16 protein-coding genes and 1 riboswitch are annotated in these 22,213 nt (G+C 66.6%); of the genes, 6 read left to right on the forward strand and 10 right to left on the reverse strand.

The genetic code is table 11. From position 1 onward, the window contains the following. Positions 1 to 41 precede the first annotated feature (41 nt). Entirely contained in the window at positions 42 to 902 is an 861-nt protein-coding gene (locus tag J6500_RS23770) for a YihY/virulence factor BrkB family protein (RefSeq protein WP_249781636.1), read from the forward strand. Here the strand turns inward: J6500_RS23770 and J6500_RS23775 are convergent. Further along, a complete protein-coding gene (locus J6500_RS23775; protein ID WP_225715122.1) occupies positions 829 to 2,115 on the reverse strand; it encodes an ATP-binding protein in 1,287 nt (428 codons plus the stop codon). The two genes, J6500_RS23770 and J6500_RS23775, sit on opposite strands and share 74 nt — an antisense overlap. Before the next feature lie 300 nt (positions 2,116 to 2,415). Continuing rightward, positions 2,416 to 3,285, reverse strand: coding sequence for a tRNA glutamyl-Q(34) synthetase GluQRS (gene gluQRS / locus J6500_RS23780; protein WP_225715123.1), 870 nt, complete (start codon positions 3,283 to 3,285; stop codon positions 2,416 to 2,418). A gap of 145 nt (positions 3,286 to 3,430) precedes the next feature. Between gluQRS and J6500_RS23785 the strand changes: the two genes are divergently transcribed. Further along, positions 3,431 to 4,078 (forward strand): DNA-3-methyladenine glycosylase family protein, encoded by a 648-nt coding sequence (locus J6500_RS23785; protein WP_225715124.1) that lies wholly within the window; start codon positions 3,431 to 3,433, stop codon positions 4,076 to 4,078. Positions 4,079 to 4,298: 220 nt separating this feature from the next. Here the strand turns inward: J6500_RS23785 and J6500_RS23790 are convergent, their stop codons facing one another. From J6500_RS23790 to J6500_RS23800, 3 genes are read right to left on the reverse strand one after another with little or no spacing between them, the layout of a single operon-like run. Beyond that, positions 4,299 to 5,819 (reverse strand): S8 family serine peptidase, encoded by a 1,521-nt coding sequence (locus tag J6500_RS23790; protein ID WP_225715125.1) that lies wholly within the window; start codon positions 5,817 to 5,819, stop codon positions 4,299 to 4,301. A 19-nt stretch (positions 5,820 to 5,838) separates the two neighbouring features. After that, positions 5,839 to 7,200, reverse strand: coding sequence for a hypothetical protein (locus J6500_RS23795; RefSeq protein ID WP_225715126.1), 1,362 nt, complete (start codon positions 7,198 to 7,200; stop codon positions 5,839 to 5,841). Positions 7,201 to 7,209: 9 nt separating this feature from the next. Further along, positions 7,210 to 7,536: a hypothetical protein gene (locus tag J6500_RS23800; protein ID WP_225715127.1), complete on the reverse strand. Its 327-nt coding sequence runs from the start codon at positions 7,534 to 7,536 to the stop codon at positions 7,210 to 7,212. Positions 7,537 to 7,824: 288 nt separating this feature from the next. Here J6500_RS23800 and J6500_RS23805 point away from each other — a divergent pair, with 288 nt between their 5' ends. From J6500_RS23805 to J6500_RS23815, 3 genes are all read left to right on the forward strand, one after another. Next, positions 7,825 to 8,913, forward strand: a complete 1,089-nt coding sequence (locus J6500_RS23805) for a DUF2855 family protein (RefSeq protein ID WP_225715128.1) — start codon at positions 7,825 to 7,827, stop codon at positions 8,911 to 8,913. An 89-nt stretch (positions 8,914 to 9,002) separates the two neighbouring features. Next, on the forward strand, positions 9,003 to 10,790 hold the full coding sequence (locus J6500_RS23810) for a flavin-containing monooxygenase (protein ID WP_225715129.1): 1,788 nt from the start codon (positions 9,003 to 9,005) through the stop codon (positions 10,788 to 10,790). Between the two features lie 124 nt (positions 10,791 to 10,914). Then, positions 10,915 to 11,889 (forward strand): peptidyl-alpha-hydroxyglycine alpha-amidating lyase family protein, encoded by a 975-nt coding sequence (locus J6500_RS23815; RefSeq protein ID WP_225715130.1) that lies wholly within the window; start codon positions 10,915 to 10,917, stop codon positions 11,887 to 11,889. A 150-nt stretch (positions 11,890 to 12,039) separates the two neighbouring features. Here J6500_RS23815 and J6500_RS23820 read toward each other — a convergent pair whose 3' ends face one another. Further along, positions 12,040 to 13,800 (reverse strand): chloride channel protein, encoded by a 1,761-nt coding sequence (locus J6500_RS23820; RefSeq protein WP_225715131.1) that lies wholly within the window; start codon positions 13,798 to 13,800, stop codon positions 12,040 to 12,042. Between the two features lie 194 nt (positions 13,801 to 13,994). Between J6500_RS23820 and J6500_RS23825 the strand changes: the two genes are divergently transcribed. Next, positions 13,995 to 14,552 (forward strand): HNH endonuclease, encoded by a 558-nt coding sequence (locus tag J6500_RS23825; protein ID WP_225715132.1) that lies wholly within the window; start codon positions 13,995 to 13,997, stop codon positions 14,550 to 14,552. 205 nt (positions 14,553 to 14,757) lie between these two features. On the opposite strand, the gene J6500_RS23830 is transcribed toward J6500_RS23825, so the two are convergent. The 4 genes from J6500_RS23830 to J6500_RS23845 form a co-directional block, all read right to left on the reverse strand. Then, on the reverse strand, positions 14,758 to 17,028 hold the full coding sequence (locus tag J6500_RS23830) for a TonB-dependent receptor (RefSeq protein WP_225715133.1): 2,271 nt from the start codon (positions 17,026 to 17,028) through the stop codon (positions 14,758 to 14,760). Between the two features lie 106 nt (positions 17,029 to 17,134). Next, a riboswitch (cobalamin riboswitch) is annotated at positions 17,135 to 17,332 on the reverse strand. 395 nt (positions 17,333 to 17,727) lie between these two features. Further along, positions 17,728 to 18,657, reverse strand: a complete 930-nt coding sequence (locus tag J6500_RS23835) for a CobW family GTP-binding protein (protein ID WP_225715197.1) — start codon at positions 18,655 to 18,657, stop codon at positions 17,728 to 17,730. 17 nt (positions 18,658 to 18,674) lie between these two features. Beyond that, positions 18,675 to 20,165 carry an amidohydrolase family protein gene (locus J6500_RS23840; RefSeq protein WP_225715134.1) on the reverse strand — a complete coding sequence of 497 codons (1,491 nt, stop codon included), beginning with the start codon at positions 20,163 to 20,165 and terminating at the stop codon, positions 18,675 to 18,677. A 155-nt stretch (positions 20,166 to 20,320) separates the two neighbouring features. Next, positions 20,321 to 22,177 (reverse strand): ABC transporter ATP-binding protein/permease, encoded by a 1,857-nt coding sequence (locus J6500_RS23845; protein ID WP_225715135.1) that lies wholly within the window; start codon positions 22,175 to 22,177, stop codon positions 20,321 to 20,323. Positions 22,178 to 22,213 lie beyond the last annotated feature (36 nt).

Genomic DNA, 22,213 nt, shown 5'->3' on the forward strand with positions numbered 1-22,213 from the left:
GGTGGAATGTGAAACAGCTTCGTTACGTCTACCGCGTCGTGATGGATGCCTTTTACACGTTCCTCGCCGACGACGGCTGGGCGATCGCGAGCCATATCGCGCTGTCGACGCTGATGGCGCTGTTCCCGTTCCTGATCGTGCTGACCTCGCTGGCCGGCTTCTTCGGCTCCAAGCAGCTTGCCGACGGCGCGGTCGGCCTGCTGTTGCAGGTCTGGCCGCAGCAGGTCGCCGACTCGCTGTCCGGTGAAATCCACGACGTGCTGACGAAGACGCGCGGCGACATCCTGACGATCGGCGCGGTGCTCGCGATCTACTTCGCCTCCAACGGCGTCGAGGCATTGCGGGTCGCGCTGAACCGGGCCTATGCCGTGGTCGAGATGCGGAGCTGGTACTGGCTGCGGCTGGAGTCGATCGGCTACACGCTGGTCGCAGCCGTCACCTCGCTGGCGATGGCGTTCCTGATCGTGCTCGGGCCGCTGATCATCGAATCGGCGCGGCGCTACATCCCGTTCTTCGTCGAATCCAACGAGAGCCTGCTCAACACCGCCCGCTACGGCATCACGATCCTGGCGCTGATCATCGCGCTGTTCATCCTGCACGCATGGCTGCCGGCGGGCCGCCGCAGCTTCCTGCAAATCCTGCCCGGCATCGTCTTCACCATCGTGGCCTCGCTGCTCTCCGGCATCGGCTTCGGCATGTATCTGGCGCGCTTCGCCAACAACTACGTCACGATGTATGCCGGGCTCGCCTCGGTGGTGATCGCACTGGTGTTCCTCTATTTCATCTCGGCGATCTTCGTGTTCGGCGGCGAATTGAACGCGGCGATCATCAAGTCGCGGCTGCCGCGCGCCGCGTCGCTTCAAGCAGGGCAGTCGCGAGCGCCCTCGGCGACACAGGCTTGATCAGGAAGGCGTCGGCGCCAGCGGCGCGCGCGGCGGCCTCGTCCTCGGCGCGCCCGGAAATCCCGATGATCGGGACATGGCCGTGCGGCGGCGGCAGCGCGCGGATCCGCCTGATTGCCTCGACGCCGCCGATGCCCGGCAGCACCATGTCCATCAGCACGGCGTCGAAGGCGCCCTGGTGGAGCCTGCCGGGCGCGGCCTCGCCTTGACCGACGAATTCGGCGTGGTGGCCGAGCTCGGTCAGGATGGTGTTGAGCACGACGCGGCCGAACGGATTGTCCTCGACGCTGAGCAGATGCAGCCCCTGCGCGGCCTTTGCCGCGCGGTCGTCGGACATCACGCTCACCGGGCCATCGGCCGGCGCCAGCAGCACACTGAGCGTGAAAGTGGTGCCGCCGCCCCGGCGCTGCGCCACCACGATGTCGCCGCCCATCGCATGGGCAAGCTGCCTGACCGAGGACAGGCCGAGCCCGGCGCCGCCGAACCGCGAGGCGATCGAGACGTTGGCCTGCGAGAACGGCTTGAACAGGCGCTTCACCTCGGCCAGCGACAGCCCGATGCCGCTGTCGGAGATCGCAAAGGCGACGCCGATCCGGCCCTCCGGTGCGCGCGACGGCGTGACGTGGAGCGCGACCGCGCCCTGCTCGGTGAACTTGACCGCATTGTCGATCAGGTTCTCCAGCGCCGCACGCAGCCGCACGGCATCGCCGACGGCGAAGGCGGGCAGCCGGTCCGAGAGCTCGAACGAAGACTGCAACCCCTTGGCCGCCGCGCGGCCGGCCAGCGAATCCGCGGCATGTCGCGCCAGCGCGCGCAGATCGAAGAAATCCTGCCGGATCTCCAGCCCCGGCCCGCCGCTGCGGGCGGCATCGACGAATAGCGTGGCGAGGCTCGCCAGATGCTCGGCGCCGGCCTTGATGGTGTCGACCCAGCGCCGCTCGCGCTCGCCGAGATCGGAGGTCGCGAGCAGGTTGCTGATCGCGAGGATGCCGGTCAGCGGTGTCCGCACCTCGTGGGCGAACGCGGCAAGCGCGATGTCGACCATGCCGGAGCCGGACTTCGGGGAGGGCTTCGAGACCTTGCGGCGCGGCTTCGCGGCCACCTTTGCCGCGCGGGCCTTGGCCGTTCGGGCCCTTGTCTTCGGGTCGCGCGTCTTCGGTGGCGGCCTCTTGGCTCGCCGCTTGCTGCGCCCTCCGCGCGATGCTTTCGCCATGATCTCCGTGACCCCGCCCCGGCGCCAGCATGGCATGTCAGGCGTGGCAAAGTCACGGCGCCGTTTGGAAGGCGCCAGGTCAAATCAGGATGATGGTAAGCGCTCCTGTCGACTTGTGGAACCAGGGCGCGTCGCCAAAACATGGAAAACAACCCCATGCAAAGGAGCCGAGCGGCTGCCGGCGAGCGATACGGCGACTTGACACGGTCGGGCAACTCACCGGTAATCTTCCATTATTCCGAAATCCTGCAAACACCTCGGCCCCGGGGCAAGCCGGGAGCACAGCTGCGCCGCGCCGGACTACGGCAGGCCGACCATGCGGCGGATGTCGGCCGGGCTCGCCCCCTCTGCCCGCAATTCGCGCAGCCCGGTCGCGCGGGTCGATTTGGACAGCTTTTGCCCCGCCGCGTCGCGGACCAGCCGGTGATGGCGGTAGGCCGGTTGCGGCAGGCCAAGCAGCGTCTGCAACAGGCGATGGACGCTGGTCGACCAGAACAGGTCGATGCCCCGCACGACGTCGGTGACGCCCTGCAGGGCATCGTCGATCACGACCGAGAGATGGTAGCTGGTCGGCGTCTCCTTGCGCGCCAGGATGACGTCGCCCCAGGCCTCCGGGCGGGCCGCCACCTCCCCAGTCTCGCCGCCCGGCCCCTCGCCGGCTTCACGCCAGTTGAGGCGACCGGCGCGCGCGCAGGCGGCCGCCATGTCGAGCCGCTGGGCGAACGGCAGACCGTGTGCCATCAGCCGGTCGCGTTCCTCGGGCCCTAGTGATCTTGCCGTTCCCGGATAGAGCGGCGCGCCGTCCGGATCGCGCGGCCAGGCGCCGCGGGCCTCCTTCCCGGCCACCAGCCGGGCGATCTCGGCGCGGCTCTCGAAGCTCGGATAGACCAGGCCCTGCGCCGCCAGCCGCTCGACCGCCGCGCGATAGGCGGCAAAATGCTCGGACTGCCGCCGCACCGGCGTCTCCCAGCCGATGCCGAGCCAGGCCAGATCCTCATAGATCGCCTGTTCGAACTCCGGCCGGCACCGCGTCGCATCGATGTCCTCGATCCGCAGCAGCAACCGCCCGCCCGACTGCCGGGCGAGATCGAAATTGAGCAGCGCCGAGTAGGCATGGCCGAGGTGCAGGTAGCCGTTCGGGCTCGGCGCAAAACGGAAAACGGGTGGCATGGCGGTCAGTCGCGCGTCATGGCCGGGCATAGCCGTCTGAAGGAGAGCGTCGTATGCCCGACGATCTATCTCGATGAGACTCTGCTACGATAGGAGATGGATGCGCGGGTCAAGCCCGCGCATGACAAATTGAAGCAGTCCACCGATGCTGATCCACCTCGAAACCCAGGCCGATCTCGACGACGCCATCCACAAGCTGGTCGATCAGGACCGCCGCCTGCGGCCGATCCTCGAACTGACCGGCATGCCGGCGATCCGCCAGCGCGAACCGGGCTTTGCCGGGCTCGCTGCGATCATCTGCGGCCAGCAGCTCTCGACGGCGAGCGCGGCGGCGATCTGGGGCCGCGTCAGCAAGGCGTTCGATCCGTTCCACCATGACGCGATCCGCAAGGCGCGCGCCGACCGGCTCGGCCGGCTCGGGCTGTCCGCCGCCAAGATCAAGACGCTGAAGCACATCGCGCGCGAGCTCGCCGAGGAGCGGCTGAACCTCGACGTGCTGGCCAATGAGGAGGCCGATGCCGCGCACAACACGCTGACCGCGCTGCCCGGTATCGGCCCTTGGACCGCCGACATCTATCTGTTGTTCTGCCTCGGCCATGGCGACGCCTGGCCCGCCGGCGACCTCGCCGTGCAGGAAGCCGTCAAGGCCGGCCTCGGACTGAAGCAGCGGCCGACGCCGAAGCAGATGGCGCCGCTCGCCGAACCGTGGCGCCCGCTGCGCGGCGCGGCGGCGCATCTTTGGTGGGCGTATTACCGCACACTCAAGAAGCGCGAGGGCGTTCTCGTAGGGTAAAGCGGGATGAGTCAGTTGAATCGGTTTGGCCTCGCGTTCGGTGCACCTCTCCCTTGGGAGAGGTCGATTTGCGCAGCAAACCGGGTGAGGGTTACGGTCTATCGAGAGAGCAAGAGCCCTCACCCGGCGCTGCGCGCCGACCTCTCCCCAGCGGGGAGAGGTGAACCTTCGATGCCGCCCTTGTTCTATCTAATCACATCATGCTCTCATCATGACGTGATCAAGCAACCTGCTGCACCGCTTGGATGGCGCGCAGCACGTTGAGCCGGCCGAAGCCGAAGAAATCGTTTCGTCCGTCCACGTAGGGAGCGGCTCCGACCTTGTCCGCGGATTCGACGATCAGCTTCCTCACCTGATCTTCCCGAAGATTGGGAGCCGCCGAGAGGATCAGGGCGCAGGCGCCCGCGACCAGCGGCGTCGCCGAAGACGTTCCATTGAACGTGCCCGTATAGTCGGACGGGTCGTAGCCCGCCGATCCGGCAATATCGATCGTGTAATTGTGGACACCGGGCGCCGCGATCGAGATCTGCGGCCCGAAGCACGATCCCCAGAAGTCTTCGCCGTCCCGGCTCGTCTTGCTCTTGAACTCGTCGAACTCGTTGGACGCGGAGACCGCGAGAACATTGGGAAGCGTCGCGGGGAAATTGACCGGTCCGCTGGCGTTGCCGGCGGCGATCACCACGACGCAGCCCTTGCCGTCGCGGCCCATGGTCCGCGCACGCTCGAAGGCGGCGGCGATTGCATTCGAAGGCACCCCGCCGCCCCAGCTATTGCTGAGGACCCACGCGCCGTTCTTCCAGCTCCAGTCGATCGACCGCGCGATGATTTCGTTGGTCGTGATCCAGTCGCTGTCCGGCGCGCGCGAATAGGCGATCCGCACCGCGAGCACCGAACACCCCGCGCCGATGCCCTTGACGCCGATCGAATTGCCGATGGCGGCTGCCAGTCCGGCGCAACTCGTGCCGTGACCATCCCAGGGATTCGGTTCCTGATGGGTGTCGTCGTCGGTGCCGTCATAGGTGCCGACCACGGCTGGCTCCAGATCCGGGTGCGTGGTCTGAACGCCCTCGTCGAGGATTGCGATACGAACGTCACGACTTCCCTGGACCAGCCCCCAGGCCGCCGTCGCGCCGGTGATGGTCATCGCATACTGCCGGGGCAGCAGCGGATCTTGCGCGGCCGCAGCCGGTGCGACCGCAGCGGCGCGACGCTGCGGCGGCATGAATTTCGGCAGATGCCGTCCGACCGTGATGAAGTCCGGCTCGGAATAATCCACGCCCGGCAACTCGGCGATTTCCCGGCTGAGCTGCAGCGGGTCGCGGTCGCCCGGCACCTTGAACAGATATTCGGCGTCGCGATTGCGGATCACCGACAAGCCGTATTTGCTGACGAGTGCATCCCGCGCGCCGACGTCCTTGAAGCCGACCAGGATACGGTCGCTGGGCACGATCCTGTTGTCGCCCAGACGAAACACCGGGGTTGCCCGCACCACTTCCGGGCGCGCGGTCAGGTTGGAAATACGGTCGGAAACAGGAGCCGCGGCAGTATGACCGGTTGCGGGCATCAGCGTAATGCCCTCGTCGGGGATCTCCGTCCGGTCCTGAAACGAGGACAGACCGGCGGTCAGCGCCGCGTTGGCGCGAAGGCTCTTCGGGGCGGTCGGCTGAAATCGGACCGCAACGGTGTTCGGGTCAACCTCCAGCCGAACGGTTTGCCCCATTACCTTGTATTCGTAGGCCATCGCTCATCTCCCTGGGCAGTCACTGATCGGTCGCGCTGAACGCACGGAACGGCAACGACCATAGAAAGTCGGTCTGGAAGTAGATCGTCTTGGACTGGTCGTCGAAGATGCCTGGGCACGGCACCGTGAAGGTTTCCTCCGCCTTGTTGACGAAGCGCTGGCAATCCGGCCTGCCAACTTCCTCCGCAATGAATTTGGCGTTGAGAACCGATTTCCGGCCGGCGAAGAACGGCAGGCTCACAGCAGCATTGCTGGCCAGGCTGCGGATGCCGACGGTCGCATTCGAATGGCACGTGATGCATGACGAGTTCTGGAAGGTTGCCTCGATCACCGGATTCGAGAGGATCGTCGGCGTGCCCGTGCTGGTGACGAAGTCGATCTGGACGCCGCGGAGCCGATAGTTTGCCCAATTGGTGTTCTTCGTCTCCGGCCGCTGGCCGCCGGTGGCCTTGGTCGTCGGATCGACCAAGGGCGTCATGGCCGGCCTGCCCTCCACGGCCGGATGCGCGCATTCGCCTTCCGGCTTCTCGCAATCGATGTGACCGAAATCGGCCCAGAACCAGTTCGGCAGATCCTTGGTGATGATGTGCAGCGTTATCAATCCGTAGATCTGGGTAGCGCCGGCCGCGGTCTGCACCGAGCGCCAATGATACCTCGCCTTCTCCGCGCAGTCGGGATTGGCGTCGCATTGGCGCAACCGGATCCAGCGCGCCTTCACTTCCTTCGCCGCCGGCTCGAAATTGACCAGCGCCCGCGCGTTGTCGGCCTTGGCCTTCGCCGCCGCCGCTTCGAGGCCCTCGACGCTGTAAAGTCCCTTGGAGCGAACGGTCTCATAGGTCGACCGGTTCATCCGTGTTTCATCCGACCTCGGATTGGTCCCCGGAGGCGCGATCAGAGGTCCGAACTGCTTGCGCGGCACGAGCCGGTTGATGCCAGATGCGACCAGCGGCGAGGACTTGAACGGAGCCGAGAGCGTCTTGGCGACACCCGCGCCGCGGTCCAGCGCTTCCCACGGCACCGGCTCGGTAGCCGGGTTCTTGAAGACCTCGCTCTTGTTGGCGGTGATGGCCGGGGGATCGGCGCTGAAGTCGATGTCCAGCCCGCTGGCCAGTCCCCAGGTCTCCCAAACCACCGAACGGTCCGGATCGAATTCTGCGATCGAACGCTTTGTCTCGTCGACCTCGCCGGCGACCCCGGCGCGGGCCTGCCGATTCAGGTAGAGAAAGAGCTGCCAGGCGAATTCATGCGGATTCGACAAGGCCTGCACGGCGGCCTCGGGAGTCCCTCCCGGCTCCCTGGTTTGCGCCGCTGCGCGGTCCATCAAGACTGCGGGCGCGGCGGCAAGCATCAGCCCCACGACGAGGCCCCGGGTCCATGGCATGTCGATCTCCTAATCCGGAGTTCCGCTATTGATCCAATCCACGATCTCTAGAATTTCGGGGTCGTCCGCGAACGGGCCCCCCAGCGGCATTTTGGGAAACGGCGACACGCCGGTCCGCAGCGCGACGACCAGGTTTGCAGTGTCGCCCGCCTTGTTGCTGATCACGTCGGGGGCGATCAGCGGCTTGCCGAACGCGCTGCTCTGCAGCAGTTCGTCCTTGGTGCGCCAGCCGAACGACAATCCGTGCCGGCGCAGATTGGGAGGCCGCTCGTGCTCGAGCGACCAGTCCGCGACAATCTTATCCAGGATTTCCTGCACACGAGCGAATGAGGTCATAATTGAACCTCCGAAACGGCCAAAAAACTCGTAGTTGAAATATGACTAACCTACACGCATGAATGCCACACGACAAGCTGTGGTTGTTATGAAATGAACGACACTTGAGCGCGACAATTTGCAGCATCCGCGAGAAGTGCCAGTGCCGCGCTGCGGTCCGGGCTCAAGGAGCGCGAGCGCAGCCGCGCGAAAACAGGACACCGAACAACGTTTCAAACTTTGTTGCTGTTGCGGATCCGCCCACGGACAAGGCAAGGATCACGTGCGCAAGAAGCCGGAGTCAGCAAAATGAACGCGACCGATTTCATCGTGGTCCGCAACGACCTGCAGCAATGCAAGGTGATCGAGACCGAACTGCCCGACGCCGCGGCGCTGCCGGCCGACGCGCTGCTGGTGAAGGTCACGCGGTTTGCGCTGACCGCCAACAACATCACTTACGCCGTGATCGGCGAGCAGCTGAAATACTGGCAGCTGTTTCCGGCGCCCGAAGGTTACGGCATCATCCCGGTGTGGGGCCTTGGCGAGGTGATCGCCTCGAAGCATCCCAACGTCGCCGTCGGCGAAACGCTGTTCGGCTATTTCCCGATGGCGTCGCATCTGGTGATCGAGGCCGCCGATGTCAGCAAGCGCGGCCTGCGCGATGCGGCCGCGCACCGCCAGCAGGTGTCGCCGGTCTACAATGCCTACAGCCGCGTCTCCGGCGACCCGACCTATGCCGGCCGGAATGGCGACTATCGTGCGCTGCTGCTGCCGCTGTTCATGCTGTCGTTCCTGGTCGATGACTTCCTCGCCGAGAACGAATTCTACGGTGCCCGGCGCGTCGTGTTGTCCTCGGCCTCCAGCAAGACCGCATTCGGCCTCGCCCATCTGCTGCACAAGCGGAAGGGTCTTCGCGTGATCGGGCTGACCTCCAAGGGCAATGTCGATTTCGTGACCTCGCTCGGCTGCTACGACGAGGTCGTCACCTATGATCAGGTCACCGCGATGCCGCAGGCGGAACCCGTCGCCTATGTCGATATGGCCGGCAACAGCGCGCTGCGCGAGACGCTGCACCGGCATTTCGGCGCGCAGATGGTCTATTCCGGTCGCGTCGGGCTGACCCATCGCGCCAGCGAGCCGGACGAGCCGGCGCTGCCAGGCGCCAGGCCGGTGTGGTTCTTCGCCCCCGACCAGATCCGCAAGCGCGCCAGGGAGTGGGGACCGGGCGGCGTCGACCAGCGTTTCGGCGCCGCATGGGCCGAGCTCGCGCCGCATCTGCCTGATTGGATCAAGGTCGTCGAGCGGCGCGGGCCTGCGGCGGTGCGAGAGGCCTATCTCAAGACCCTGGAGGGCCGCGTGCCGCCGGATCAAGGCCTGATCCTGTCGCTGGCCGAATAGGCGGCATCCCGTCACGGCCTTTCTGCGCTCCCGCCGATCGGTATAGGCTTCCCGGCAGGGAAACGCCGCCAAGGTGACGGGAACGCGCGATGCTCGACAAGACGGACGATATTTCGGTCGCCGCCGACGATTGGCTGGTGCAGTTCGAGGACGCGCTGGCAAGCCCCGACGACGTATTGTTGCGGCCGCTGTTCCACCCCGACAGCTACTGGCGCGACGTGCTGGCGCTGAGCTGGAACATCCAGACCGTTGGCCGCGCCTTCGCGATCCTGGAAGAGCTGCCCGCGCATGCGCGGCGCAGCCAGCCGACTGGTTTCCGCATTGCTGCCGACCGCGCGCCGCCGCGCAAGGTGATGCGCGCCGGCACCGAGGCGATCGAGGCGATCTTCAAGTTCGAGACCGCGGTCGGCCGCGGCCACGGCATCGTGCGGCTGATCGGCGATGCCGCCGATGACGGCAGGCTGAAGGCCTGGACGCTGCTCACCGCGCTCGAGGAACTGAAAGGGTTCGAAGAGCAGCAGGGCGACCGGCGGCCGCGCGGGCAGGCCTATTCGCGCGATTTTCGCGGACCCAACTGGCTCGACCAGCGCAAGACCTCCGCCGCCTATGCCGATCGCGATCCCGATGTGCTGGTGGTCGGCGGCGGACAGGCCGGGCTCGCGATCGCTGCGCGGCTGCAACAGCTCAACATCGACACCCTGATCGTCGACCGCGAGGCGCGCGTCGGCGACAATTGGCGCAAGCGCTATCATGCGCTGACCCTGCACAACCAGGTGCAGGTCAATCACCTGCCCTACATGCCGTTCCCGCCGAACTGGCCGACCTACATCCCGAAGGACAAGCTGGCGAACTGGTTCGAGGCCTATGTCGATGCCATGGAGCTGAACTTCTGGACCGGCACGGAGTTTCTCGGCGGCAGCTATGACGAGGCGCAGGGGCGCTGGACTGTGGAGCTGCGCCGCGCCGACGGCACCACGCGCAAGATGCAGCCCCGCCATATAGTGATGGCTACCGGCGTCAGCGGTATCCCGAACCGGCCCGACATTCCCTCGCTGAAGAATTTTTCCGGCAAGGTGCTGCATTCCAGCGGCTACGAGGATGGCGAGGACTGGGCCGGCAAGCGCGCGCTGGTGATCGGCACCGGCAACAGCGGCCACGACATCGCGCAGGACCTGCATTCCTCCGGCGCCGAGGTCACGCTGGTGCAGCGCTCCTCGACCCTCGTCACCAATATCGAGCCGTCGGCGCAGCTTGCCTACGCCGCCTACAACGAGGGCACGCTCGAGGACAACGATCTGATCGCGACCTCGATGCCGCTCGCGCTCGCGCGGCGCAGCCATGTGCTGATCACCGAGAAATCGAAGGAGCTCGACAAGCCGTTGCTCGATAGCCTTACCCGGGTTGGCTTCAAGCTCGATTTCGGCGACGGCAACACCGGCTGGCAGTTCAAGTACCTGACCCGCGGCGGCGGCTATTACTTCAATGTCGGCTGCTCCGACCTTGTCGCCAGCGGTGCTGTGAAGCTGAGGCAGTTTGCCGATATCGAGACTTTCGTGCCCGAGGGCGCGCGGCTGAAGAACGGCGAGACGGTCGCGGCCGATCTGATCGTCCTCGCGACCGGATATCGGCCGCAGGAAGAGCTGGTGAAGAAGCTGTTCGGCGCCGCGATGGCTGATCGCGTCGGCCCGATCTGGGGCTTTGGCGACGGCCAGGAGCTCCGCAACATGTACACCCGCACGCCGCAGCCGGGCCTCTGGTTCATCGCCGGCAGCCTCGCGCAATGCCGCATCAACTCGCGCTTCCTCGCGCTGCAGATCAAGGCGATCGAGGAGGGGCTGCTGCCGCGCGATGTCGGGCCGGTGGCGGCGCTCAGATAGCACCACCGTCATTCCGGGGCGCGCGCAGCGCGAGCCCGGAATCCATCCCGCCACAACTCTGCTGAAAAATGGATTCCGGGCCTGCACTGCGCGCATCCCGGAGTGACGAAAGGGGAGAGAACGCATGCCAACCATCCTGGGCACCGGCGAACATCGCTACCGCGTCGTCGAGAACTGGGCAAAGCTGCCCGACGGCTGGAGCCTGACCGACGTCGCCTCGGTCGCGGTCGACAGCCGTGACCGCATCTACGTCTTCAACCGCGGCGAACATCCGATGGTGGTGCTCGACCGCGACGGAAATTTCCTCCGCAGCTGGGGCGAAGGCCTGTTCTCGCGCGCCCATGGCCTGCATATCGACGCCGACGACAATCTCTACTGCACCGACGACGGCGACCACACCGTGCGCAAATGCTCGACCGAGGGCAAGGTGCTGCTGACGATCGGCATCCCGCACAAGCCGGCGCCGTTCATGAGCGGCGAGCCGTTCCACCGCTGCACCCACACCGCGCTGTCGCCGCAGGGCGAGATCTACGTCTCCGACGGCTACGGCAACGCCTGCGTCCACAAATACACGCCGGATGGGAAGCTGATCAGAAGCTGGGGCGAGCCCGGCACCGATCCCGGCCAGTTCAACATCGTGCACAACATCGCGACCGACGCCGACGGGTATGTCTATGTCGCCGACCGCGAGAATCACCGCGTGCAGGTGTTCGACGGCAACGGCAAATACGAGACGCAGTGGAACAATCTGCACCGCCCGTGCGCGCTGTGTCGTTGCGGCGGCAAGCAGCCGACCTTCATCGTCGGCGAGCTCGGCCCCGGCATGGCCATCAACCGCAAGGTGCCCAATCTCGGCCCGCGGCTGTCGATCGTCGACACCAGGGGCAACCGCATCGCCCGCCTCGGCGGCGAGCGTGGTCCGGGCATCGAGGCCGGCAAATTCCTGGCGCCGCACGGCCTCGCGCTGGATTCGAAGGGCGACATCTATGTCGGCGAGGTCGGCGTCACCGACTGGAAGACGAGTTTTCCCGACACCGAGATGCCGGCCGCGGTGCGCGCGACGCGGTGCCTGCAGAAGCTGGAGCGGGTGACGGCGTAGCTCTCTCCACGGGTCGTCCCGGCGAAGGCCGGGACCTAATAACCACAGGATCGAGTTACTGAAGAACGCTGTGGCTCCAGCGCCGCGTAACCATGACCATCGGTGGTTATGGGTCCCGGCCTTCGCCGGGACGACGCATGGAGAGATACATCAAATCTCGCCGATCACCTCGCGGCGGCGCTGCTCGGATTCTTCCGCGTAGCGCCGCATCGCATGTGCCTCGGTGAGCAGGCCGATCGGCCGGCGGTCGCCGTCGCCCTCGATCACGGCGAGCGATTCCGCTTCGGCCGCGTCGAACACCGCGATCGCTTCCTGCACGTTCATGCCGGGATGCAGCACCACGTCGGCATGGTGCAGGATGCCGGCCAGGCCCTTCTCCATCTCGATGTCGGGCGCGTGCGCCTCGGCGACCAGCGCGAGCCCGGCATAGCGTCCCTCGCCGTCGACCGCGACCACCTGCGTCTTCGAGCCGGGCGGGAATTTCTTGCGGAACGCCTCGATCGGGATCGACGCGTCCACCGTCGTCAGGTCCTGGCGCATCATCTTGCCGACGGTGAGATCGCGGATCCAGCCGATGTCGGCGGCGCTGCGGATCGTCTCGCCGCGCAGATGCAGCCGCCAGGTCGCGAACGAATAGCCGAACAGCTCGCGCGTGATCGTCGTCGAGATGATGACCGCGACCAGCACCGCCGTGGTGAGCCAGAGATTGCCGGTGGATTCCAGCGCGATGAACGACATCGTCAGCGGACCGCCGATCACCGAGGCCGACAGCGCGCTCATCCCGATCACCGCATAGGCGTTGGGATCGAGGTTCAGCCCCGGCCAGGCGATGTCGACGCCGGCGGCGAACAGCCGGCCGCCGAGCGCGCCCATGAACAGCGTCGCGAAGAACAGGCCGCCGCGGAAACCCGAGCCGAGCGAGACGATCGAGGCGATCGCCTTCAGCACGAACACGCCGGCGATGAAGGCGAGCGGCATCGCCACGATGCCGGCGAAACGCAGCGCGCCGTGGCCCGAGGACATCACCTGCGGCGTCAGCAGCGCCATCGCGCCGACCGCAAGCCCGCCGAGCGCCGGCCGCAGCGGCGGCCACAGCCCGCTCTTGGCCAGAAGCGATTCGCACAGCGTGACGCCGCGCATGATCGCAATGCCGGTCAGCGCCGCGGCCATGCCGAGCAGCGCGGCGATCGCAAGGTCGCGCCCGAGCACGTCGCCGACCATGCCGACCCCGACGCCGAGCGGCAGCAGCTCGAATGCGTGGGCGACGAAATAGCCGGTGACCGCGGCGACGCCGACCGGGGTCAGGCTCGCCGGCGTGTAGCCGCCGATCACCAGTTCGAACGCATAGAACGCGCCCGCCAGCGGCGCGCTGAAAGCGCCGGCGATCGCCGAGGCGGCGCCGCAGCCGACCATGATTCGCTGGTCGTTCCGTCTGAGGTGAAAGCCGCGGCCGAGCGAGGCGGCGAGCCCGCTCGACAATTGGGTGTAGCCGGCCTCGAGCCCGACCGAGCCGCCGACGCCGCTCGACCAGACCGTCTGCAACGCCACGATGACGCTGCCGCGGAACGACATCCGACCACCATAGAGCGCGTTGGCCTCGATCGGATCGATCTCGCGGGCCGGCCGGATCCGCAGCAGCAGCAGGAACGCGACGCCGAGCAGCAACCCGCCGACCGATGGAACCAGCAGCGCGCGCAGCGGATCGATGCTCGGCTGGCTCGACAGCCGGTCGCCTAACGGCAAATTGAACAGCACCGCATGCAGCACCGTCACCAGGGCGCTCATGGTCGCGACCACGAGGCCGCCGATGGCACCGATCAGCACGGCCAGCACCACGAGGCTCGTCTCGTGCGCGCGCACGAATGCACGCAAGCGGCGCGGCGCCTCGAGAAAGCTGGACGTGGTGGTCATCGGCAGGTCCGTCAGTGGCCGATCAGGGGCCTCTGCGGCTCCCTTTACGGGCCTCGCCGGCGGGTGGCAATCCGGGCAGGAACATGGCAAGCGCGCCGCGGATAAGCCGCTCATAGCTCTTCACAATCCCGTCACGCTGCCTGTAGTATGTGAGTGCATGCTGCTTCGCAGCTAATGGGAGTCAGGAGCGTTATTTGAACGCACATGTCTCACAAGGCGGCTGGCCGGTTCTGGTGCTGAATGCGGACTTCCGGCCGCTGAGCTATTACCCGCTGTCGCTCTGGTCCTGGCAGGACGCGATCAAGGCGGTGTTCCTCGATCGTGTCAACATCGTCGAATATTACGACAGGGCGGTACGAAGTCCGTCTTTCGAGATTCAGCTGCCCAGCGTCGTATCCCTCAAATCCTTCGTCAAGCCGACCACCCACCCCGCCTTCACCCGGTTCAACGTCTTCCTGCGCGACCGCTTCTGTTGCCAGTACTGCCTGTCCGCGGACGACCTCACCTTCGATCACATCATCCCGCGCAGCAAGGGTGGCCAGACCACCTGGGAGAACGTCGTCGCCGCCTGCTCGCCGTGCAACCTGCGCAAGGGCAATCTGACGCCGCAGCAGGCCAAGATGTTTCCGAAGCAGACGCCCTACGCACCGACCGTGCACCAATTGCATCGCAACGGCCGCCTGTTCCCGCCGAACTATCTGCACGAGAGCTGGCTCGATTATCTCTACTGGGATACGGAGCTGGATCCGTAGCGCCTCGTTGCCGGCGCTCGCCTCGGCCGCAACCTTCGCCAGCCGATCATGATGCCGCGGATCGAGACAATGGTGCCGACCAGCGACAGCAGCCAGACCACGCCACATACATCATGACGAGGCCGGAGGCACGTCGCGATGCCGATCCAGCGGTGGATCACATAGAGCCACCGTCGTCCCCGCCGGATCCATGCGCGCCGCATGATCAGAACTTCACGCTGACGGAGAGCTCCGCTGTGCGCGGCATGCCCAGCAGCCACTGCCCCGTTCCGTTCGCGGTCACGGCATAGACCTTGTCGAACAGGTTGTAGAGGCGGAGCGCGACCGTGGTGCGGTCATCCGGCTTCCACCTGATGCCGCCATTGACCACGTTGTAGCCCGGCCGCAGCTGGGCGTTGGCGAGGTCGGAATACAACGCGCCGACCATCTGCACGCCGCCATAGGCCGACCAGTTCGGCGCGAAATTCCAGGTCAGCCAGACGTTCGCGACCTGCTGCGGCACGTTGACCGGGACGTTGCCGGCGTAGCTCACGATCTTGCCGCCGACCAGCTGGCTGTTGTTGTCGTATCTGGCGCGCAACACCGCCAGATTGGCGTCGATACGCCAGCCGTCATCCAATGCCAGCCCGATCGTCCCTTCGACGCCGCGGGAGGACTGCTGGCCGACCTGCAACGATTGTCCGGGATTGCCGGGGTCGGCGATGAGCAGGTTGTTCTTGACGATCTCATAGGCCGCCAGCGTCCACTCGCCGCGGCCGCCGAGGAACGATTGCTTGATCCCGATCTCGGTCTGCTTGCCGGTAGAGAGCCGAAAGCTCTTCTGCGCGGCCGACAGCGAGATCAGGTTGCCGACCGGGTCGACGCCGACCGCATACTGGCCGTAGAGCGCGAGATTGCTGATCGGCTCGTAGACGAGGCCGGTACGCCAGCTGGTGCCCGACAGCGTGGTCTCAAAACTGTTCGCCGGGGTCTTGTAGTCGGTGCGATCGATCTCGGGGCGATCGTACCTGACGCCGGTCACGAGCGACAATTGATCGGTCAGCTTCAGCCGGTCCTCTGCAAACAGCGCGTATTGATTGACGATCGAACCGAAGCCCGGCGCCGTCGCGGTCGTCGTGGCGAAGAACGATCCGGGATCGAACACGTAGGGGTTCACCGACGACGCGCCGCCATAGGGTGAGTTGTTGGTGTGGAAGAACTCGATGTGATTGACGTCGAAGCCGGCAACGAACTGGTTGGCAAGGCCGAAGATGTGACCGCTGAACGTCGCGTCCATCCGGTTGCCGGACTGCTTCTGGTCGTGGAAGATCTCGATATAGCTGGAGCGATCGATCAGCTGCGTCTTCGGATTGACGGCGTAGTTCTCGATGTCGCGCCAGTGCCGCTCGCTGGTCAGGTAATACAGCGTGTTGTTGATCTTGATGCCGTCGGCGACATCCCACTCGGTCTTGAACTGGGTCCAGCTGTCGCGATAGCGGATCGCGCTATCAGATGCGTTGTAGTTCTTGAAGCGCAGCGCGTCCTGGATCACACCATTGACCAGCGGCGTGCCGAAATAGCGCGACGGGCTGCGGTCGCCATAGTCCTCGCACAGCGTGAAGGCGAGATTGTCGGAGGCCTGCACCCGCACCGCGGCGGAGACCGCTGCGTTCGAGGTCTTGTCGCGATCGACGAAACCGTCCGACATGTTGCCGGTGGCGTTGATGCGGTAGGACACATTGGGATTGATCGGGCCGGTGCTGTCGACTGCGAGCCGCTTCGTCATGTTGCTGTCGAGCGTGACAGCGGCTTGGTTGTAGGGCGTATCGAGCGGCTTCTTCGGGAGCACGTTGATGACGCCGCCGATCGCGCCTTCGCCATACAGCACCGAGGCCGGACCGCGCAGCACCTCGATGCGTTGCGCCGACCAGGTATCGTAGGGAAAGGTCAGGGTCCCGGAGCCGATGTAGAAGCGGGTGCCGTCATAAAGCGTCATGACCGAATTGCTGCCGGCAAAGCCACGGGTGCTGAGCGACAGCCCGCCATTGCCGGGCGCCGGAGTTGCGATGAAACCGGCCGCATTCTGGGTGACGGCGTCGGTCACATTGTGCTGGCCGCGTTGCTCGATGGTTTGCGCGGTGATGACCTCGACGCTCGCCGGTGTCTGCAGCGGCGTCAGGTCGAGGCGGCTGCCGGTGCTCTCCGGCTTGGTGGCGTTGAGGGTCGCAGATGCGGCTGCGGACGATGCTCCCGCTTGCGCCGCGCCACCGGCGGCCGCGGCTATCGCCGGTCGCGGACGGAGCCGCGGCGCGGCGCCTGCGCTGCTGCTGCGCTCGGGGCGCTTCGGCCTGGAGGCCGAGGACGGCGAGACCTCGACCGGATCGAGCCGGGTTGGCGGTGCGCTCTGCGCGAACGCTTCGGCCGGCAACAACAGCGAGGACAGGGAGCAGACGAAGCCGAGGCGCATCCGGCGCGCGACGGGAGAAGACGGGGACATGAAAGGACTCGCGGCTAACGTGGCACGTCACCGCGAACGCGGACACCGCATCGCCCCAGAGACAATGCGCCGATCCCCACCAGGACGCCCCGCCCGATGTGCTCGCGTGTGACCACGACTGACGGCAGGTCTCCTGGCTCGCGGATCGTCGCCTGTCGCCGCCTTCCCGGACCGGACGGTCCAGTGGCAAATTGACGAGAGGCTCGCCGCTTACAGTTGCGGGGACAGCTGCGGCCTTGGGATCGCTCCCGCACCGCATTCCCTTTTGATCTCCCGAAGGAGAACCGTCGAGCGGGACGATATGGGCCGCGTGATGCACTGTCAATTCGACGTGACGCCGTTTGCACGACGGCGCGGCGGCGGCGACACGGTGAAGGCCGGGCGATGACACCGAGCAAGTTGAGCAAACGAACCCGTCATCTGAGGAGCAGGTGGCGTCTCGAAGGATGCACGGCCCGGCCGGCGCCCCATCGAGGCTCGCTGCACTCGCACCTCAGGATAAGGGTGTGACAATTGTAGCGAGCGGCCTGCCCACATCGTCGTCCTGGCGAAAGCCAGGACCCATACCACCGAATTCGATTGAGAGCGGGATAGCGGCTCCAGCGTCGCACGACAACAAGCGATTGGGTAATGGGTCCTGGCTTTCGCCAGGACGACGCTGAATACATTCACATTCGCTCAGGGTGACGGGACGCGCACCTACTCAGCTTCAACGCATCCCTCCATCAGCGCATCGATCTCACCGCGCGACAGCGCGCCCATCTCGGCGATGAAGACGATTCGCGTTCGCGGCACATCCGGCGCGGGCGTGCCGCCTGCGGCCAGCGTCGCGCGGCCGCCGGCGAGTTGAAACACGGTGAGCCGCCCGGGTTGCTCCACCGTCTCGAACAAGCCTTTTGCGCGCGCGAGTTTTGGCGCCAGCCGGACGATCGCCTGCTGCAAGCGCGGCAAATGCACGCGCCGGTCCGACGTCCAGCTCAATGTCTCGAACCGCTCGGCCGCAGGCCGGCGCGGCTCGACCTCGCGCGGCACGGGCATTCGATCCGGGTCGATCGGGAACAGCAGCGCCGTGGGCACCTCGCCCTGCACGGCATCGACGATCACGGCCGCCGGACGCTGCGCGCGGATCGCATCACGGATCGCTGAGCGCGCGGCCGCATCGGCGAGATCGACCTTGCTCAGCGCCACGATGTCGGCCGCGCGAAGCTGGGAGCGCAGCAGCGCGTCGTTGAGCGCGGCCGCCGGCTGCGTAGCATCCACCACGCACAGCACGGTGTCCAGCGGCGCCTCCTTCCAGATCACCGGGTCCATCAGGTTGCGCACGATGTCGGCGGGATCGGCGATGCCGCTGGTCTCGATCACGATGAACTCGGGCCGCGGATCACGCCGCAGCAACCCCGCGAGAGTGCGGATCAGGTCACCCTCCAGCGTGCAGCAGATGCAGCCATTGCTGAGGCTGACCACGCCGTCGCTGGCGCCCGCGATCAGCTCGGCATCGATATTGATCGCACCGAAGTCGTTGACCACGGCAGCGATCCGCTTGCCCTCGGCATGCGCCAGCAGATGGTTGACGACCGTGGTCTTGCCCGCCCCGAGGAACCCCGCGACCAGCAGGATCGGGACCGGCAGGACTTGAACTTGCATCATCAGCCTGCCACGACGGGCCGGCGCACCGGCCGGCCAGGCCGCGCCGCCACATCCAGGATACCGTCCGAGATCAGCGGCTGGCCGCTGACGACGAGATGCCGCACGCCCTCCGCAGGGCGGTTCATCGCCGAGAACGTCGCGCGGTCGCTCAAGGTCTCATAGTCGAACACCACGACATCCGCATCGGCCCCGGCCTGCAACCGGCCCTTGCTGCGCATCGCCGGCGTGCTGGCCGAGAGAATCTCCGCCGGGATCAGCGCGCATTTGCGGATGCCCTCGAGCAGCGGGATTTTTCTGCGCTCGCGCACCCACTCGCGGATGAAGCGGGTGAAGCAGCCCGCCGAGCGCGGATGCGAGGTGGCATCGTCAGGCAGCGGCCAGGCATCGCCGCTGTACGGCTTGCCGTTCGACAGCGTCCACGGCATCGCGTCCGAGGCGATCGCGCCGCCGGGATACAGCACCGCCATGTCGAGCAGGTCGCGGTGATGCGCGTTGTTCTCGATGTCGAGCACATGCCACAGCACCAATGCGGACGGATCCTCGGCCTGCGCCGCCAGCAGTTCCTCGCGGCTGCCGAAGCGGTGCCCGTCGGTGACGCGCTGCACGGAGTCGTAGCCGAGGCCATTGCGCTCCTCGAATTTGGGATCGCTGAAGAAGGTCGCCGCCAGCACGGTCGAGCCAGTGCCGTACGGGTACGCCTCCACCGTGATCGGCAGGCCCTGCGCCTGCGCCTTCGCGATCAGCGCCACGCAGCGTTCGATGTCGGTCTTGCTCGACGAGTTGAAGTGGCAGATGTGCATGTGCGCGCCGGTGGCGCCGGCATAGCCGATCAGGCGGATATAGGCCTCGGCCGCGCTTTCAGGATCGATCCGCGACATGTAGGCGACGTGGGTGAAGGTCGGCACCGCATGCGTGGCCGCGAGCTGACACACCGCGGTCAGCTCCTGCACGCCGGCGCCCGGCGCATAGGCGTTGAGAATGCCGATGCCGATGCCGCCCTCGTTCAGACCATTGGCGAGACGCTCGAGGATGCCGCCGACCTCGCTCTCGGTCGCGACATTCTCGATCCAGCGCCGGTCGCGCATCGCGGCGCCGAACGATTCCAGCGAGCTCTCCGCATTGGAGCCGGTCATGGCGCCGATCCGCGCGAACGCCCAGTTGGCGGCGGCGCCGTAGTTCAGCACGCGGCCCTTCTCGGCCTGCCGCTTGTACCAGGAGGCAACAGGCAGCACGCCGGCCTCGAGGTCGAGCGTCGTCGTGACGCCGTCGAAGGCCTGCATGCGGTCGGCCGGGATGGTCTGGCCGTGGGCATGCAGGTCGATGAAGCCGGGTGCCACCACGAGCCCGGTCGCGTCGATCTGCCGCTCGGCGCCGCCGAGCCCGGTGCCGACAGCGGCAATCTTGCCGTCGACGACCGCGACGTCGCCGACCGCATCCATTCCGCTGGCCGGATCCACCACCCGGCCGCCGCTGATCACCAAACCACCCATTGCGCCACTCCCGCATCCCGAAACCGACCGACCTCTTCTCTGGCACAGAGAAGCGCATCGCACCCATCGCAGCAACCGGGTCAGGGTTGTGGCGACATGCTGTGACGGAATATCCGGCGCGCGGCGGAGCCTCGGATTGCCGAGCTACCTGCTCCTTAGATACCTTCGAACTGCAGCCGGGCCAGCCGGGCATAGAGACCATTCGCAGCGACCAGCTCGGCGTGGGTGCCCTGCTCGACGATCCTGCCCTGGTCCATCACCAGGATGCGGTCGCAGGACAGGACGGTGGCGAGACGGTGCGCGATCACCAGCGTGGTGCGGTGGCGCATCAGCTCCTCCAGCGCGGTCTGCACCAGCGTCTCGCTCTCGGCGTCGAGCGCCGAGGTCGCCTCGTCGAGCAGCAGCAGCGGCGCATCGCGCAGGATCGCGCGCGCGATCGCGATGCGCTGGCGCTGGCCGCCGGACAGCGTCACGCCGCGCTCGCCGAGCTGGGCGTCGAAGCCATCGGGCAGCCGGCGCAGGAATTCGGTGGCGTGGGCGAGATCGGCGGCACGCTCAACTTCGGCATCGCTGGCATCGGGCCGGCCGAAGCGGATGTTGTCGCGGGCGCTGGCGGCGAACACCACGGAATCCTGCGGCACCAGCGCGATGCGCGCGCGCACCTCGGCCGGATCCGCCTGCCTGATCGGCACGCCGTCGAGCGAGATGGTGCCGGACTTCGGATCGTAGAAGCGCAGCAGCAGATGGAACAGCGTGCTCTTGCCGGCGCCGGAGGGACCGACGATCGCGACCTTCTCGCCGGAGCGCACCTCGAGCGACACGCCGTCGACCGCGAGCGCGTTGGGCCGGGTCGGATAGGCGAAGCTGACATTGTCAAAACCGACATCGCCGCGCGCGGGCTGCGGCAGCGCGCGCGGCGCGGCGGGAGCGGCGATCTCCGGCTTGACGCGCAGGATCTCGAACAGCCGCTCGGCGGCGCCCGACGCGGCCGAGACCTCGCCCCAGACCTCGCTGAGCTGGCCGAGGCCGCTGGCGGCGAACGCCGTGTAGAGGATGAACTGGCCAAGCCGGCCTGGGCTGATGGTGCCGACCAGCACGTCGTGCGAGCCGACCCAGAGGATCACGACGACGCTGGCGAACACGATGAAGATCACGATCAGCGTCAGCACGGCGCGCGCCTTGGTCGAGCTGCGCGCCGCCTCATAGGCCTGCTCGAGCTCGCCGGCGAAGCGCGTCCGCGCCAGCCGCTCGCCGGTATAGGCCTGCACGGTGCGGATCGCGTTGACGAGCTCGGACGCGTAGGCGCTGGCGTCGGCCAGCGTGTCCTGCGCATTGCGCGACAGCCGCCGCACCCAGCGGCCGAACGCGACCAGCGGGATCACGATGATCGGGATCGCCAGCAGCACGAACAGCGACAGCCGTGGGCTCGTGATCACCATCATCGCGGCGGCGCCGATGAACAGCATCATATTCCGCAGCGCGATCGAAACCGAGGCGCCGACCGCCGACTTGATCTGCGTGGTGTCGGCGGTGAGCCGCGACACCAGTTCGCCCGAGCGCGCCGAATCGAAGAACGACGGCGACAGCGAGATCAGATGCGCGAACACGTCGCGCCTGAGATCGGCGACGATGCGCTCGCCGATCGTCATCACGAGGTAGTAGCGCGAGGCGCTAGCGCCGGCCAGCACCGCGACGACCGCGATCATCACGCTGAAATAGCTGTTGATCATCGCGATACCTTCGGGCGTGAAGCCCATGTCGATCATCCGCCTGACCGCGACCGGCACGATCAGCGTGGTGATCGCGGCAACCGTCAGCGAGATCAGCGCGAGGATGGCGCGGCCCTTGTAGCGCGCGACATAGGGCGCCAGCGCGAGCAGCGGCCGCAGGCGGGCGCGGCTCTTCGCCGGCTCGGTGATCTGGCTCTCGATGAAAGCCTCCTCCTCCAGCAGCGCATCGCGGGGCGGCTGCGGATTGCCGCGAGGGGTCTCAAGCTGTTCGGCTACGCTCATCAATCTGGACCGGTTCTACTGCCCCCAAATAGGCCC

The organism is Bradyrhizobium semiaridum (assembly GCF_020329505.1).
GTDB classification, from domain to species: Bacteria; Pseudomonadota; Alphaproteobacteria; order Rhizobiales; family Xanthobacteraceae; genus Bradyrhizobium; species Bradyrhizobium semiaridum.